This window comes from Pseudomonas reinekei, assembly GCF_001945365.1.
In the GTDB taxonomy this organism is placed as follows: domain Bacteria; phylum Pseudomonadota; class Gammaproteobacteria; order Pseudomonadales; family Pseudomonadaceae; genus Aquipseudomonas; species Aquipseudomonas reinekei.
The window spans coordinates 130235-145438 of record NZ_MSTQ01000007.1; the positions used below are offsets into that span (position 1 = coordinate 130235).

The 15204-nt window shown below is 50.7% G+C and carries 12 protein-coding genes; 8 read left to right on the forward strand and 4 right to left on the reverse strand.

Annotated elements, in window-relative coordinates; all coding sequences use genetic code 11:
* Nucleotides 1–12 precede the first annotated feature (12 nt).
* The 3 genes from BVK86_RS13875 (at nucleotide 13) to BVK86_RS30520 (ending at nucleotide 4596) form a co-directional block, all read left to right on the forward strand.
* Complete coding sequence (locus BVK86_RS13875) at nucleotides 13–1737, forward strand: TnsD family Tn7-like transposition protein (RefSeq protein WP_075946964.1); 1725 nt, start codon at nucleotides 13–15, stop codon at nucleotides 1735–1737.
* Nucleotides 1738–2010: 273 nt separating this feature from the next.
* The gene (locus BVK86_RS13880; protein WP_075946965.1) at nucleotides 2011–3681 is read left to right on the forward strand and encodes a TnsD family Tn7-like transposition protein; all 1671 of its coding nucleotides are present in this window, start codon (nucleotides 2011–2013) and stop codon (nucleotides 3679–3681) included.
* A gap of 522 nt (nucleotides 3682–4203) precedes the next feature.
* The gene (locus BVK86_RS30520) at nucleotides 4204–4596 is read left to right on the forward strand and encodes a DUF6957 family protein (RefSeq protein WP_075946966.1); all 393 of its coding nucleotides are present in this window, start codon (nucleotides 4204–4206) and stop codon (nucleotides 4594–4596) included.
* Between the two features lie 647 nt (nucleotides 4597–5243).
* On the opposite strand, the gene BVK86_RS13890 is transcribed toward BVK86_RS30520, so the two are convergent.
* Entirely contained in the window at nucleotides 5244–5651 is a 408-nt protein-coding gene (locus BVK86_RS13890) for a MerR family transcriptional regulator (RefSeq protein WP_075946967.1), read from the reverse strand.
* A gap of 101 nt (nucleotides 5652–5752) precedes the next feature.
* Here BVK86_RS13890 and BVK86_RS13895 point away from each other — a divergent pair, with 101 nt between their 5' ends.
* The 5 genes from BVK86_RS13895 to BVK86_RS13915 all read left to right on the forward strand — a co-directional run bounded on the left by BVK86_RS13895 (nucleotide 5753) and on the right by BVK86_RS13915 (nucleotide 10786).
* Entirely contained in the window at nucleotides 5753–6193 is a 441-nt protein-coding gene (locus tag BVK86_RS13895) for a disulfide bond formation protein B (RefSeq protein ID WP_075947124.1), read from the forward strand.
* Nucleotides 6190–6834: a DsbA family protein gene (locus BVK86_RS13900; RefSeq protein WP_075946968.1), complete on the forward strand. Its 645-nt coding sequence runs from the start codon at nucleotides 6190–6192 to the stop codon at nucleotides 6832–6834. The genes BVK86_RS13895 and BVK86_RS13900 overlap by 4 nt, the downstream gene beginning before the upstream one ends.
* Nucleotides 6835–7377: 543 nt before the next feature.
* Nucleotides 7378–9471, forward strand: coding sequence for a heavy metal translocating P-type ATPase (locus BVK86_RS13905; RefSeq protein ID WP_075946969.1), 2094 nt, complete (start codon nucleotides 7378–7380; stop codon nucleotides 9469–9471).
* 14 nt (nucleotides 9472–9485) lie between these two features.
* A complete protein-coding gene (locus BVK86_RS13910; RefSeq protein ID WP_075946970.1) occupies nucleotides 9486–9827 on the forward strand; it encodes a DUF3703 domain-containing protein in 342 nt (113 codons plus the stop codon).
* A gap of 47 nt (nucleotides 9828–9874) precedes the next feature.
* Nucleotides 9875–10786 (forward strand): cation diffusion facilitator family transporter, encoded by a 912-nt coding sequence (locus tag BVK86_RS13915; RefSeq protein ID WP_075946971.1) that lies wholly within the window; start codon nucleotides 9875–9877, stop codon nucleotides 10784–10786.
* 147 nt (nucleotides 10787–10933) lie between these two features.
* Here BVK86_RS13915 and BVK86_RS13920 read toward each other — a convergent pair whose 3' ends face one another.
* From BVK86_RS13920 to BVK86_RS13930, 3 genes are all read right to left on the reverse strand, one after another.
* Nucleotides 10934–12370, reverse strand: a complete 1437-nt coding sequence (locus BVK86_RS13920; protein ID WP_075946972.1) for a heavy metal sensor histidine kinase — start codon at nucleotides 12368–12370, stop codon at nucleotides 10934–10936.
* A complete protein-coding gene (locus BVK86_RS13925) occupies nucleotides 12367–13041 on the reverse strand; it encodes a heavy metal response regulator transcription factor (protein WP_075946973.1) in 675 nt (224 codons plus the stop codon). Before BVK86_RS13925 ends, BVK86_RS13920 begins: the two co-directional genes overlap by 4 nt.
* Nucleotides 13042–13833: 792 nt before the next feature.
* Entirely contained in the window at nucleotides 13834–15093 is a 1260-nt protein-coding gene (locus BVK86_RS13930; protein WP_075946974.1) for an OprD family porin, read from the reverse strand.
* Between the last annotated feature and the right edge of the window lie 111 nt (nucleotides 15094–15204).

Sequence of the window (15204 nt, forward strand, 5' to 3'; positions counted from 1 at the left end):
AAAGGTGACGAAATGGGGCTCAAATTCCATTTCTTTCCGGCCGTGTTTCACGATGAGACGCTTCACAGCGTCCTTTCAAGATACGCCCGGCTCTGTGGCGTACGTAGCTGCGGAGCAGTTTTCGATGGAGCGCAGTCCGCAAACTTCTTCTCGCAGAACGTGGCTTTTCCATGTCGACTAGCTGAGCTTGCCGAGGCGCTGCCGTGTGGCACAGGCTTATCGCTAGCCGGGGTTATAAAGCGCCATACGCAGCTGCCCTACTACGAACCTTTTTTGACCCAGCAACAGGTGGACGACGCCAATACCTTGATGGCGGGAAATGGCGAGGGGTTGATGCTAAGGTTGGGGTTAATCGCGAGTCGACTCGAGTTCGCTTCGAGAGTGCGATTGTGCTTCGACTGTATCAACCAGGACATGGCCTGTGTGGGAGCAGCGTACTGGCACCGTGTGCATCAGCTTCCAGGCGTTTTGATCTGTCCACACCATGGAACCCCGTTGAAGTTCCTTGATTACCGCTGGTTGAGCCGAAATTCTCGAAGAATGCACTTGCCGGACGATGAGGACGTTCAGTCTCACTCCATTTCGTTAGACATCCCTCAAAATCTACAAAGTGCTCTGCACGAAATAGCACGGCGTTCGATGCAGGTGCTTGAGACCGATGTTCCTCCATTATCTCCTGATGCGATTCGATCGGTGTTTCTGGATAGCGCTATTGCCTTGGAAATGGCTTCCGACACTGGTCGGCTGCACTTAGCCAGATTGGCGCGGCACATGTCTGCGTTCTTTGAGGCTCTCCCCTCCTTAGGGGAGTACTCGATACTGAGCAAATCGTCTGCGGATATACCGGCGGCCTGGGTTGTGAAGCTTTTGCGTAAGCCGAGGGGCACCCATCATCCGCTGAAATTTATCCTGCTGGCCTGCGCGCTGAAGGTCGACATGGAAAGGATACTGCGGCAGAACGGGCCTATTACCGGGCCGCTTAACCGAACAGGCAATACCGAAACTTCTAGGGATCGCGCGGCCAACGGACCTCAAATCCATCGGGCAAGCGCCAATGAGTATATGAGTGAGGCATCTGAAGCGATCTGGACGCGGGCACTCTCGGGGGCTGACGCGAAGACCATAGCGTCAGAAACGGGGAGCTCGGTTGCGTGCGTTTACCGAGCGATACGCACGATTTCGGATGGACCAGGCCGATGGAAAGAGGCGAGGCTTTCGAAACAGCTGGGTGATAGGAGGAATCGATTTGAGGGGGATTACATAGCTCGCCTAGCTCATGAGTGTCGAGATTATGTGTGGCTTCATCGAAACGATCGGCAATGGCTGTCCGAGCGTACACAAGAGCTAGGTAAAGCCCACAGACCGTGTGGACAGCAGGCAGAAAGATTCAAAGACCTCGACCGTAACCTTGCCAACGAAGTGGTTCAATGCGCTGAAATGTTACGAACGCTTCCAGGAAAACCTGTCCGTATCTCACGGACAAAAATAGGCAGAGAGCTTCATATGTTGTCTAGGTTTGAAAAGCAGCTCAACAAGCTGCCGCACTGTGCAGCTGCCCTAGCAGCCGAATGCGAAACCCTGGATGCATTCCATAGGAGGCGTTTGAGCTGGGCCGAGCGTAAGCTAAAACTGGACGGCAAACCAATTACTCAATCATCGATATATCGAACAGCGTGTATCAGAAAACCGCGCACAGGGGGACGGCATTCTGATTCTCGTATGGATATTGTTCTGTAACTCCGTCGCCAGAAGCCCCGTAAATGAGCAGTGCGTAGATTCCCTGTGTGAGGTTTTGGCGAAGCAATACACGAAGGGTATTTATATGTGTTCGGTATTATATTGTGAAACCGAATAAAAATGGGCTGATTTTTTAAAGTAGTAGTTGGTGGCTGTTAGCTACTGTGTTGCGTTCATAAAAATCCTTGCCTGGGTACAGGGTGATATGTGATAAAAGTACTCCTTCACAGGACTTGCGTCCTACCTGAACCCACGCTAGAAAGTCGGCTACTCATGTCCAGCATTCTTTTTTTTCCAATATCGATGCCCGACGAGACCCTGTTATCTCGTATTACGAGGTACCATTTTTTGTCCGGAAACAAAACCGAGGCAGAAACGTTTCGTGATCTTTTTGACGTTGCCCCATTTCAACTTTCGTTTATACCAAAGCAATTAGGGAATCTTGCGTCTCGATTACCTGGAGTTAAAGAAAGCAACTTTAATGAATTGCTTGAAATTAATACTTATTTTCCTGCATACAAGCCTTTTATAGGGTTATCAAAAGACCCATCTAAGGAACGGGACAGAGTTTTGTCAGATGTTGCTCGTGTGCCTAGGTGGGAGGGCACTAAAAATAGCAGAGCAAAGATTTGCTTAGCCTGTGTGCAAGCCGACATCATAGAGTCAGGTTACGCATATTGGCACCGAGCTCATCATGTACCGGGCGTTACGGCCTGCTGGCGGCACGGCGAGGAACTTCTTCAATCTTGTCCGAATTGTTCTCACCCTTTCTTTCGTAGAAACAAGTTATTACCTAATTTAACCGAAGATTGTGTTTGTGGGTGGAACGCTATTAAACCTGCGAACCGTTTACTAGCCTCATCTGAAGAACGAGAGTATGCAATTTTTGTAAATGATATTCTGCAACGCAATCTGCCATCGGTGGATTATAAGATTTTGGCTGCCTGTTATCGACGTCAAGCAAAGAAGCGTGGGTTTGTTCATGGGAATCTGATTGGCACTGCTAAATTATTTAGCAGTATTCGTGATAAGTTTGGCGATGATACTATTTCGAAAATTGACCTAGCATACGCAGCCGGTATCCGACGTCAATGGATTCGACTATCAACAACAAGAGGTCAAATCGATATGCCGCTGGCGCGGCATCTTCTAATATCTCTACATCTATTTGGTAGTGCAGAAAAATTTGAGAAATGCTTGGCAGAAGAGTCTCTACTTACTAGCTCGGCAAACCCGACGGTCCGTCTAAAAGAGAAAGCTTTGCCAGAAAGTAAAAAAAAGGCTTATCGAGAAAAAATCTCAATACTACTTGAGGTTAAGCCAGGTATTGGTATGGACTATCTTTGGGTCAATGCTTATCAAGTAACACGCTGGCTCAACGAAAACGATAAAGACTGGTTATTGAGTGAAATTACAAGGGGCGTAAAGCAGAAGAACAGTGTCGAGTCGGTGGTGAGCGATGAGGACGAAAAATACGCAACTATTCTTAAAGAAGGCGTTGAGAATTTGTACCGCATCGCCCAAAAACAGGTTCGAGTAAATATCGGTAACATGCTTGCACTTTTGCCGCGAAAAGTAAGTAGGGAGCGTGCGACTCGTAAGTCGTTTCCGTTGGTGTCAGAACAACTTGAGCTTCATCTAGAATCTCTTTGGCATTTCCGGTTACGGAGAATGATATGGACGATGTCGGAGATCGCAAGGCTTAAGTTACCCCCAAACAGCTCCAGCTTAAAATTATTGACTACAGTACCTCATGTGGCTTGCCAAGCTCTCATAAATCACTTCGAGTGGGATTTAGACAACATGGTTAAGGAAGGTATTGATGGTGAAGTTATGCTTAGAAATACCGGCGTCTCGCGGCAATGGGAAGGGCCACCAGGTTATGATATTCCCATGGGTGGCAATGCATACATGGAGATGATCGCGTCCAATTCAAAGCTCTAGTAGATTTTTTTATGGAATGGCACAGCACTGCTGTGGATCCGATGATCTCTGAGGCGTATTGCTGGGCAGTGGATGTCACTATTTATACCGACGCCAATTGCATATCGACGGGGCATTGGACGCGCCGATATCGCCCCACTCAATGCCGCAGACGTCAGTATTCATGACGCCCCGGCTTCACTCCCATTTGCACCTATCCCGAAGTGGGATTCAAGCATGGGCAATATGACGTCGGTAACTGGCGTAAGCCACTCCAGCCGGCGACACCACCGATCGAAATAGTGGTGTTCAGTGAGGCGAGAGATACGTAGAGCTGTAGGTCTTGAAAACGTGAACCCGCGAATCAGAGGTATCGCGGGGTGAATCAGACCATAGCGACCGGGCTAAGCATCAGCTTTCGAGGAGATGAGTCAAATTTTGCGTGCTGTTCATCGGCGTTAAGACTAGGCGCTTTACGCGCAGCTATGCTGACTGGTGTGATTGATTATTCGACTCGATTTTTGAGGTGAGTCGGAGGGACGAATGAATCTGGCGGGCCTAGTCGAACTGCTTTCCGGTGGCGAAAGATTACCTGGATGTGAGCTAGCTCATTCAGACGCCGTGGCTCTGGTCGGATTTTACTTCCCTGGACGTGCCTATTGCCTAGTCGCTGATTGGACAGTGGTTGATATAGCGGTCTCCCCCCGTCAGTTAAAGGCCGTTGTTAGAAGAGGAGTTACTCCTACGTTGGTCAACGCTTTATGTGTTATCCACGATAGCAAAGGACGTTTCCCTCGCGGTCATTGGGTAAGAACCTCATTGGGTGTTTCCTTCACCCATGATTGCCTGTTCGAGACTAAAAACACCGTGTATGTGTTGATGGGACCTGGTCGAAGGGTACGAACAGACCTGGACGTCGCGCAGAGCCTGTACTGAAGTTTCACTGGTGCGCAATGTGGCAGCCGTCGACGTTCAGCGTTTTAGGTTTCGTTCGACTCAGCCATCCCTATATTTTCCCGGTGCTTACCAAGACATGGCGCGGGCCACGTGTCAGCGATCGTCCCCTCAAAGGGAAAACTGGAATAAACTGTGGACCCGCATGCGTCTTTTCGATCAAAAAACGTACAATAAAACGCATACACCCATAATTAAGACTTAAATATCAATGACATAGCTATCTAATTGCTGGCGCCTTTATCTAGATAGCTAGGCCTCTTGATATTAAAGTTTGACCTGTAACCATTTTTCCAGAGGTTCACAGGCATGAATCCTGTCTTGATTGTGATTGATAAAGCGCTCTCCGCTGATCCGCTGAGACTGTCGTTGTGCTGTATGAGCGCGGGATAGAGGTTGGTGAGAAGCTAATGAAGGCGGCAAATGGATCAATGTAGGGCCATTTTCATCGGCTCACTCCAGCCATGAACCGCTACCTGCGGTTTTGTCTGATTGGATGGCGTATCTGCGAACGGCACGGCAATCCTCAGTCCCTTATCTCGTAAGTAAATCAAGACTAGCGGACCATACCGAACAGCAACGATTCTGGCTTCATACAACTTCAGCGCAGACGAAGTCTCTTTGCCACGTTAACTACGATTCGACAGCGATTCAATGATGCGACATTGCTCAATCACGCCACCCTGACAGCAAACGCTCAGTCGTGTCAGTTCGGCTTCTAAACCTTGTAGGTCTCGAATACGCATTCGCACCTGCTCTAATTGCCCTTCGACTTTTGCGTCCACCGCAGCGCAGGAAGCGTCGCGTCGATCAGCAAGACCGAGCAACTCACGAATGTCATCCAGGCTGAAACCCAGTGCGCGGCTGCGGCGAATGAACAACAGCCGGTTGCGCTCCTCGTCCGTGTAGAAACGGTAGCCCGATGGTGACCTTCCAGCAGAAGGCAGCAGTCCTGACTGCTCGTAATAGCGGATGGTTACTGCTTTGGTATCGGTCGCCTTCGCCAAGGCACCGACCGTGTAAGTGGCCGCACTCATTTCGCTTGACCTTATAGTCGCTAGAACCTTCATTCTACTCGCTTCAGGCGACAAGCAAATCCTTGCTCGACCTTACACGCTACATAAAGGGCTTTGATCCGATGGAAACCACATACCAACCACGTCAATCCGGGATATGGGCGCTCCTGCTCTGCGCATGGCTGCTTGCCCTTATATCAACGCTTGCCGTGTTGTTCGTCGGCGAAGTCATGGGGCAAGTGCCCTGTGTTCTTTGTTGGTTTCAACGTGCATTTATGTTCCCCCTCGTCCTGGTGCTGGGTGTTGCTTGCTGCATGTCGGACGCGGGCGTCTGGCGTTATGCATTGCCATTAGCCGTTATGGGCTGGCTCATCGCGCTGTATCACAACCTGCTTTATTTCGGACTGATCCCCGAAAGCATCAAACCCTGCGGGGCCGGCCCGTCCTGCTCTGGCGTCGACATGACCATCTTCAGTGGTGTTCCACTGCCATTATTATCGCTGGGCGTGTTCAGCCTCCTGATTGTTCTTCTTGTTCTTATCCGCCGGAGATTTACCGTATGAGCAGACGCACCGTCGTCATCGCCATCAGCGTCCTTGCCGTAGTCGGCTTCGCAGTCGCTGCATTTTTTTATGATCGTGCCTCCACTGTGCCCCAGGCCACCGCGCCCGTGCCGCAAAACAGCGCTCTGGAGCGCTTTAATTCGCCAAGCTTCGGCCCTGCCAACGCCCCGGTGACGATTGTCGAATTTTTCGACCCGTCGTGTGAAAGCTGTCGTGCCTTCTATCCCATCGTCAAAAAGATGATGTCCCAGCACCCAACCGACGTTCGTCTTGTGCTGCGTTATGTGAAGCTTCACAAAGGTTCTGAAGAAGCCATCCGGCTTTTGGAGGCCGCACGCAAGCAGGGCGTATTTGCACCGGTACTTGAAGCTGTCCTAGAGGCCCAACCGCAGTGGCATGATGATGCACAGGCTTCAGCAGCATGGGACGCTGCTGCTCAGGCAGGCCTGGACGTGGCCAAGGCTCGTGAACAAATGGTGTCCCCAGAGATCACAGCCACTATTGAACGGGATGCCGCCGATGCGAAAACCGTAGGTGTAAGCGGGACACCGACATTCTTCGTCAACGGTAAGCCGCTGACCAACTTCGGTGCCCAGCAGCTCTATGATTTGATTTGGAGCGAGATCAACCAATCGCGCTAGCCACAATGGCAATGTTGAAAAAGTTTGGCAGTCGCGATAATGCGCTTGACCTTATAGTGGCTATAGGGTGTTCACTCTTCACCATAACTTGTGGAGAGTGTCCTTATGAAAAGTTGTTGCGGTGATAAGCAAACACCTGAAAGTCAGGCCAGCGTTGAGGTTTTTGATTCGAAAGCGCTGACAGGTCGCTGTACACCCGCCGCAACGACTGGCGATACGAATGCAGTCCAGAACCCGCCCAAGAGCAGTTGTTGCGCTGCGAAAACCTCGGACGTCGTCCCGGGGCCAACCAAGGCAGAAGACTCCGGTTGCTGCTCTCCTGCTGCGGATGGCAGCAAATCAAGCTGCGCTGCCGTAACACCGGCATCCACCTTGTACACCCTGGCTGAACCGAGTAAATCTGCCGCCCCGGTTGATAACGATCTCTTTACCGACGCTTGCTGCCCGCCATCCGACGCGGGCGGCGCAAGCACTTGTGCAGCAAAAGCTTCTCCAGCGGATGCCGGCAATACCGCTCGCTTCAGCAGTTTTCGTATAGGGCAAATGTGCTGTCCCTCCGAGCAGACAATGATCGAGGGCAAGCTCGCTCGAATGAGCGGGATTCAAAAGCTGGAGTTCAACATGATGAACCGTACTCTGGGGGTCTGGCACGAACTGCCGGACACCTTGAGTATTGAAGCGGCTGTGTCATCGCTTGGCATGCACGCCGAACCGTTGACTACTGACGGCAAGGCATTCAACTCCGATGCGCCGCAAGCCGCCCAGATAGCCTCACCGCGCAAGAGTACCTGGTGGAAACTGATACTATCCGGCGCTGGGGCAGTAGCTGCGGAAGTATTGCATTTCACTAACGCCGCTCCTGAATGGGTGGTGGCGGTTGTAGCCTTGTTCGCGATTGTGCTCTGCGGCCCAGCGACCTACAAGAAAGGCTGGATCTCACTCAAACATCTCAATCTGAACATCAATGCCTTGATGAGCATTGCCGTGACCGGTGCAGTGTTGATCGGTCAGTGGCCAGAAGCCGCGATGGTCATGTTCCTGTTCACCGTTGCCGAACTTATAGAGGCAAGATCGCTGGATCGTGCGCGCAACGCAATCAAGGGTTTGATGGATTTGTCCCCGGAGCGGGCGACCGTTCGCCAGCCAGATGGCAGTTGGCTGGAAGTGGATGTGAAAACTGTCGAGATCGATGCTTTGGTGCGGGTTCGCCCCGGCGAGCGTATCGGTCTGGATGGCGTTGTCTCTTCCGGCAACTCTACAGTCAACCAGGCACCTATCACGGGGGAAAGCCTACCCATCGAGAAAACCGTAGATGACCCCGTCTATGCAGGATCCATCAACGAATCCGGCTCCTTCGAATACCGAGTAACGGCTGAGGCCAGCAATACGACGTTGGCTCGAATCATCCATGCGGTCGAAGAGGCTCAAAGTTCGCGAGCACCAACCCAGCGGTTTGTTGACCAATTCGCCAAGATCTATACGCCAGCAGTGTTCTTCTTTGCCTTGGCCATTGCGGTGTTGCCCCCATTATTCATAGGCGGGCTCTGGACTGATTGGATCTACCGCGCCCTAGTGCTTCTGGTGGTTGCCTGCCCCTGCGCGCTGGTCATTTCAACCCCGGTGTCCATTGTCAGCGGTCTGGCGGCAGCGGCTCGCAAGGGCATTTTGGTCAAGGGTGGCGTCTACCTGGAAATTGGCGCCAAGCTGAGCTTCGTCGCACTCGACAAAACCGGGACCATTACGCATGGCAAGCCGGTCCAGACCGATTACATCCCACTGGCCGAGATTTCAGAACTAGCCCCTCAGATTATTGCCGCCAGTCTGGGCGGTCGCTCGGATCACCCGGTCTCACAGGCCATCACCAAACAGGCGGCGCTGGACGCGTCAATGCTCAAGTCTGTCGAGAGTTTCGAAGCGCTCCCAGGACGTGGTGTGAAAGGGAACGTCGAGGGTCAGCTCTATCATCTGGGCAACCATCGCTTGATCGAGGAGCTGGGTCTTTGCACGCCGCAACTGAAGGCATCCCTGAATCGTCTGGAGCGTCAGGGGAAAACCGTTGTAGCGTTAAGCAACGCTACTCAGGTCATAGCACTGTTCGCGGTTGCCGATACGGTGAAAGACTCAAGCCAGACCGCGATCAAGGAACTGCACGAGCTAGGCATCAAGACTATGATGCTGACAGGGGACAACTCACACACTGCGCAGGCAATTGCGCAACAAGTCGGGATTGATGAGGCCCGAGGAAACTTGCTTCCCGCCGACAAGCTTTTGGCTATTGGTGAGTCGCAAAACAGTGGTCACGTGGTGGGGATGGTCGGCGATGGGATTAATGATGCGCCGGCCTTGGCCAAGTCCCAGATTGGCTTCGCAATGGCCGCTGCGGGTACCGGCACCGCAATCGAAACGGCAGACGTCGCGCTGATGGATGATGACCTGAGAAAGATCCCGGCTTTCGTTCGTCTGTCCCGACAAACCGCCACGGTGCTAAAGCAAAACATAGCGTTCGCCTTGGGCGTCAAAGCGGTGTTCCTTGTGTTTACTTTGATGGGCTTGGCCACGATGTGGATGGCGGTGTTTGCAGATGTTGGTGTCAGCCTGTTGGTAGTACTTAATGGGCTGCGCTTGCTGAAAAAATAGTCCGGAGTCGTAGCATGAAAGAAATGTTGCATGGGGCAATTCTTGAGGGCTTCGGCGAAGCCCGTTTAGCCATAAGGTCTCAAGATTATGCGCGCGCTTACCATTGGCTGGAGCGTACCCACATCCTGACGCAACGCCGTCCCCTGCTGCATGCAAAGTCACACGTCTTTATGTTGTATGTTGGCATCAGGACACGAGATCCCCGAGAGGTTGTGGGACAAATACCACGTGTTTTCGCTGCCCTGCTATTTTCAACAATATGGGTGCCATCGGGAAATACTGGTCGCGCCCGTGTCAGTGCTTTTCAGGTGATGCCTATTTCTCAAGAACTGAGAAATCTTCTTAGCGAAGAGTGAGCCTCTGAGTCATTGTCGTATCCATTCACGCACACATGGAGAGTCCTATGAGCGCCGGTCACAGTCACGGTCAAGCACGTGCAGGACACGAGAAAAAATTGTGGATCGCTCTGGCGCTAACGACAAGCTTCATGATCGCGGAGGTCATTGGTGCTTTCATCACCGGCAGCTTGGCGTTGTTATCCGACGCCGCTCACATGCTGACGGATTCCACTGCCCTTGCTATTTCATTAGTCGCTATTCAGATCGCCAAACGCGCTGCGGATAAAAAACGGACATTTGGCTATGCACGATTTGAGATCCTCGCAGCTGCTTTCAATGCGATTCTGTTGTTCATGGTGGCGGTGTACATCCTGTACGAGGCATATCAGCGGTTTAAAACTCCGACAGAAATACAACCGACAGGCATGCTGATCGTCGCAGTGATAGGGCTAGTTGTGAACCTTGTTTCAATGCGCTTGCTGATGTCTGCCAGTGACGAAAGCCTTAACGTCAAAGGCGCGTATCTTGAGGTTTGGAGCGACATGCTGGGCTCCATAGGTGTGATAGGGGCAGCATTGATCATTCGCTTTACCGGATGGACTTGGGTTGACTCGATCGTTGCCGCAGCTATCGGGTTGTGGGTTCTACCCAGAACCTGGGTTTTGCTCAAAGAAAGCATGAACATCTTGTTGCAGGGTGTTCCGGACGGAATCGACATAGCGGAAGTGGAGGCGACAATCAGGGCGGTTGAAGGTATTGAGGATATTCATGATTTGCATCTCTGGGCTTTGACCAGCGGCAAAAATGTCATGAGCGCGCACCTAGTCGTTCAGCACCCTTCCCGCCCCGATCAAGAGATATTGGCCGAGGTGACTCGACTGATGAGCGAGAAATTTCATATTAGCCATACGACTCTTCAATTAGAGAACTCGCAGTTTCATGCCAAGCTCGAAGGAAACGAAGGCATGCAGCACTAGAAAGACCCCCGTAAACATTCCATGTCGCGGGAGGGGCCGCTGCGATACTCTGAAGGCTTGCGGACAATAATTCTCTGAGCCACCCGAGCATTTCCAGTGGTACGGGGAACTAATGTATGCGAATTAACCAATGTTTAACGCAACAATTTACCCCTGAGCCTTTCTCGCCTGCTGCCAGGGGGGCTGTCCGTCGAGGTTTGGAAAGCTCAGACTGAAAACGGTCATGCTACCGGGCAAGCTTTCGACTTCTGCTTTCCCCTGATGAAGGCTCATGATTGATCGCACAATAGCCAAGCCCAAACCAGTACTTCCTTCGGCACGTGTGTGACTTGTGTCGACTCGATAAAAACGTTCGAACAAGTGCGACAGGTGCTGAGGTTCGATACCTGCGCCAGGGTTGCCTACCAGCAGCGAGACTTGATTGGCTTGGCATTTGATGACAACTGAAATGGATTGTCCTGCTGGGCAATGGCGTATCGCATTGGACAGCAAGTTTGATATTGCTCGCTGAATCATCAACCTGTCTCCAATGGTGTATCCGCTTCCGGTGACGCTCAGGCTGATCCGTTTCTCTTCCGCAGAAAATAAAAACAGATCGACGACCTTCAATGCTTCATCTTCCAAATTAATTATCTCGAACGGGACGAGCGCGGCAGGATGACTGACCTGAGCAAGAAAGAGCATATCCGAGACAATTCGAGTGACACGTTCCAATTCTTCGGTGCAAGACTCCAGCACAGATTTGTACTCTTCCGCCGACCTGTCCCGAGAAAGCGTCACTTGGGCTTTGCCCATCAAATTAGTAATGGGGGATCGCAATTCATGAGCCAAGTCATCGGAGAACTGCGACAGCTGCTGAATACCGCTATCGAGTCGATGTAGCATGAAGTTGACGCCGTGGGCCAACTCACTAAGTTCCTGAGGCATTTTGACCACAGAGAGTCGATGGCTAAGGTCTTGTGCTGAGACGATAGCGGCAACCTTTCGGAACTCCCTCAGTGGCGCGAGACCTCGCTGAACTACCGCCCAGGCACTCATTCCAATGAGTATTAACAACAAAGGTAACGCAATGATCGTCGACCGCAAATACGTGCTGAGTAGTGCTTCATCATTTGCGCAATCGATGGACAGCAGTACGGGAACGCTCGTACCGTCCTTTAACCGGATGAGCTTGGAGGCGGTAATAAAGTGTCGGCCTTCGCCGTCGGAATTGGTGGAATATGAAATCTTGTCGACGGCGGCAACCGCTGCCTTCAACTCTATCCGCAGGTCCGACAAGCCCGCCCCGACTTTCAGCACAGGTGACCTCAGGTTTGCTAAGTCATAGATGGCCAGGTTCAAATTGTCATGTCCCATAACTTGATCCAGCAAGGAGTGCGGATTCGAGTTTATGTCGGCTGTATCCTTATATAGGGATAGACTATGTTCGACCTGCTCAAATTTCTTGTCCAGGCTTCGTTTGGCCAGCTTTTCCAACTCATGCGTTAGCGCAAAAAAAGCTAGGGCAGCCAAAAATACTACCAACAATGCCCCCAGAATACTCACTGTCAACCCTAGCCGCATTGACAGGCTAGCCGGCTTCATTCGCGCGCCTCCAACACGTAACCAACTCCGCGCAGGGTATGGATCAATTTATTATCAAAGGGGTCGTCGATTTTGGCTCTCAAACGACGGATTGAAACTTCGACAACGTTGGTGTCGCAGTCAAAGTTCATGTCCCACACCAGTGAAATTATCCGAGTTCTGGAGAGAACCTCCCCAGAATGGCGCATCAATAGGTGCAGAAGCGAGAACTCCTTGGTTGTCAGATCTATGCGCTGATTACCACGAAAAGCACGGTGGCGTCCGTGGTCGAGTTCCAGATCGGCGACCTTGAGCACCTGCGGTACAGGAATCTGCTCACTGCGACGCATCAGAGTTCGTACCCGTGCCAGTAGCTCAGGAAACTCAAACGGCTTAACCAGGTAGTCATCGGCCCCTAAATCCAATCCGCGGATTTTGTCCGCCAGACGTCCTCGGGCCGTTAACATCATGACCCTAGTGTTACTGCTTAGGCGAAGATGCTCAAGAACCCCCCAACCATTAAGTTCTGGAAGATTAACGTCAAGTATCACTAAGTCATAGACATGTTGACGCGCCAGATGAAGGCCGTCCGTGCCATTCGATGCGCGATCAACTACATAGCCATTTTCAGTTAATCCTTGATGCAAATATTCGGCGGTTTTAGCCTCGTCCTCAACTACAAGCATTCTCATGACAGCCACCCCATTTATAGCAAAAATACGAAAAACGAAAATTAGCCCTTTGCAATGCTCTTAGCCTGAAGCCTGTAGCTGCTATAGAGTCAACAAAGAATGTCGTTCGTGGGCTCTAAAACTAGGTTTTGCGACAGTATGTCGCACTGGATCTCACTGGCTTAGGCGTAAATATTAGCCCGTTTTGCTGACGCAAGTGCCGCTCGGCAGGTCTTGGGTGGTCAATGATTTCATAATATTACGCGGTGATTGTAATTCTACTTTCTTGCATTTTTTAGGCCGTAAATATAGGAGGAGCAAAATTTAGAGTGAGGGAGTAACTATATTCTTTATGAACGTAAGTAATAATTTCGTATGTTCAGCTAGTGTGTGTGCCCAGTAACGATGGTTGTAGAACTGATGTTGAACGCATTATGTATATGCACTACTGCAAAAGATTCGTTTCTCCGATTGCATGGGATGACAGAGACTTCTAGCTCTAAGCAGAGTGGCGCGAGTCCCATTGTTAGTGTTTTTTTTGAGAGACAGTGCACGCATAGGTCTAACTTAGATGTGTTCGGTACGAGTGTATGGCTTTGTATAAAAAGCTAGCAAGGTGCTTACAGTTTTTGAGAAGGGTTTAATGGGTGTAATCATTGTTGAACAGCAGATGCCTAGTTGTTTTCTAAACAACGGTATGTGCATTGCAATGTTCGCTTCTCAGCAAGTTTGGAAATGTAATAAAATAGTGCGAGGGAACATATGGCGTTAAAAATAGATACAGCCTACCATATGTCACCATCGCCCAATTGATCAGAACAGTGGGAGTGTATAGCTAAGAATCAATCGATTCTCGTCAATATCGTTGCCGAAATTCGTTGTGCGCACTGTCGCGTTACGCCATTTGATACCTAGATTTTTCAATGCTCCTTCTTGAAAAATATAAGCTATGTCCATGTTACGCTCCCATTCTTTACCGCTTGGTTTGCCACTCCCCAAGTCAACATTGTCACCGCTAATGTATCGAGTCATGAACGTCAGACCGGGGATTCCAACGGATGCAAAGTTGAAATCGTAGCGCGCTTGCCAAGACTTTTCTTCCTTATTTGAAAAATCTCCTATTTGCACAAAGTTAACTAGGAATGGGTCTGATCCGTTGATGTAGGCGTATCCAGTGTCGCCAATCATCTTTTGATAGCCCAAGCCCAATTGATGGCCGTAAAATGCATATGTGAACATAGCTCCGAGCGCGGTGTTATCTACGTTACTATTGCCGTCGTCAGTAGAGCGTGCGTACCGGAGGTCACTCTTGAATTGTTGTTTTTCATCCAAAGGAAGGACGTGTATGAAGTTGACGATGTTCTGTTTGTACAGGCCGTCGAGCCCGCCGTAACTATAGCTTGTGGATATATTCTTGTTCCATTTGTAGTTCAGGCTAGCAAAGTTAAACTCATCGCTGGTCTGCCCGCCGCGAACAATGATCCCTCGAGCTCCGCCGCTTGAAATCGTCATGTCCTCGTTATTTGAGGAATCACGCAGATTGATCTGTTTAAGTTGGCCAGCATCCAAAGTAAGGCCATCTATCTCCATAGAGTTCAGCTGCCCACCCTGAAAGCTTTGAGGTAACAGGCGTGAGTCGTTGGATTGAACCGTAGGAAGCTTAGGCATCAATGTGCCAATCTTTACAACACTTTTCGATACTTTTAACTTTGCTGTTGCACCTAGCTTGCTGTAGTCATCTTGGGCTCGGCGAGGGGATTCGATACTCCGAGGAAGAAGGCCGGACCCAGTTCTATCAGGACTGGAGTCGAGTTTTAGACCAAACATGCCAATCGCGTCGAAACCTACACCAACAGTACCCTCCGTGTATCCCGACTCATAGCGCATGAGAAAGCCCTGTGCCCACTCCTCTTGTTTTGACTGGCTCGCTGTGTCTTGCCGAAAGTCGCGATTGAAGTAGAAATTGCGTAGTTCGACATTGGCTTTGCTGTCTTTAAGGAACTCGGCAGAAGCGAGCGGACTTAAACTAAGCGTGAACGACGCGACACTCAGCGAAATAAAAGTCTTTCTCATCATATTTTTCCGATTCTGTTATTAGCTGTTTTTTGGAGAGTTCGGCCCAACGAGATGTGAGAGGATAAATCTATGGCGCATAGGGTTCACCTAGAACTCGGCTGTATAGAG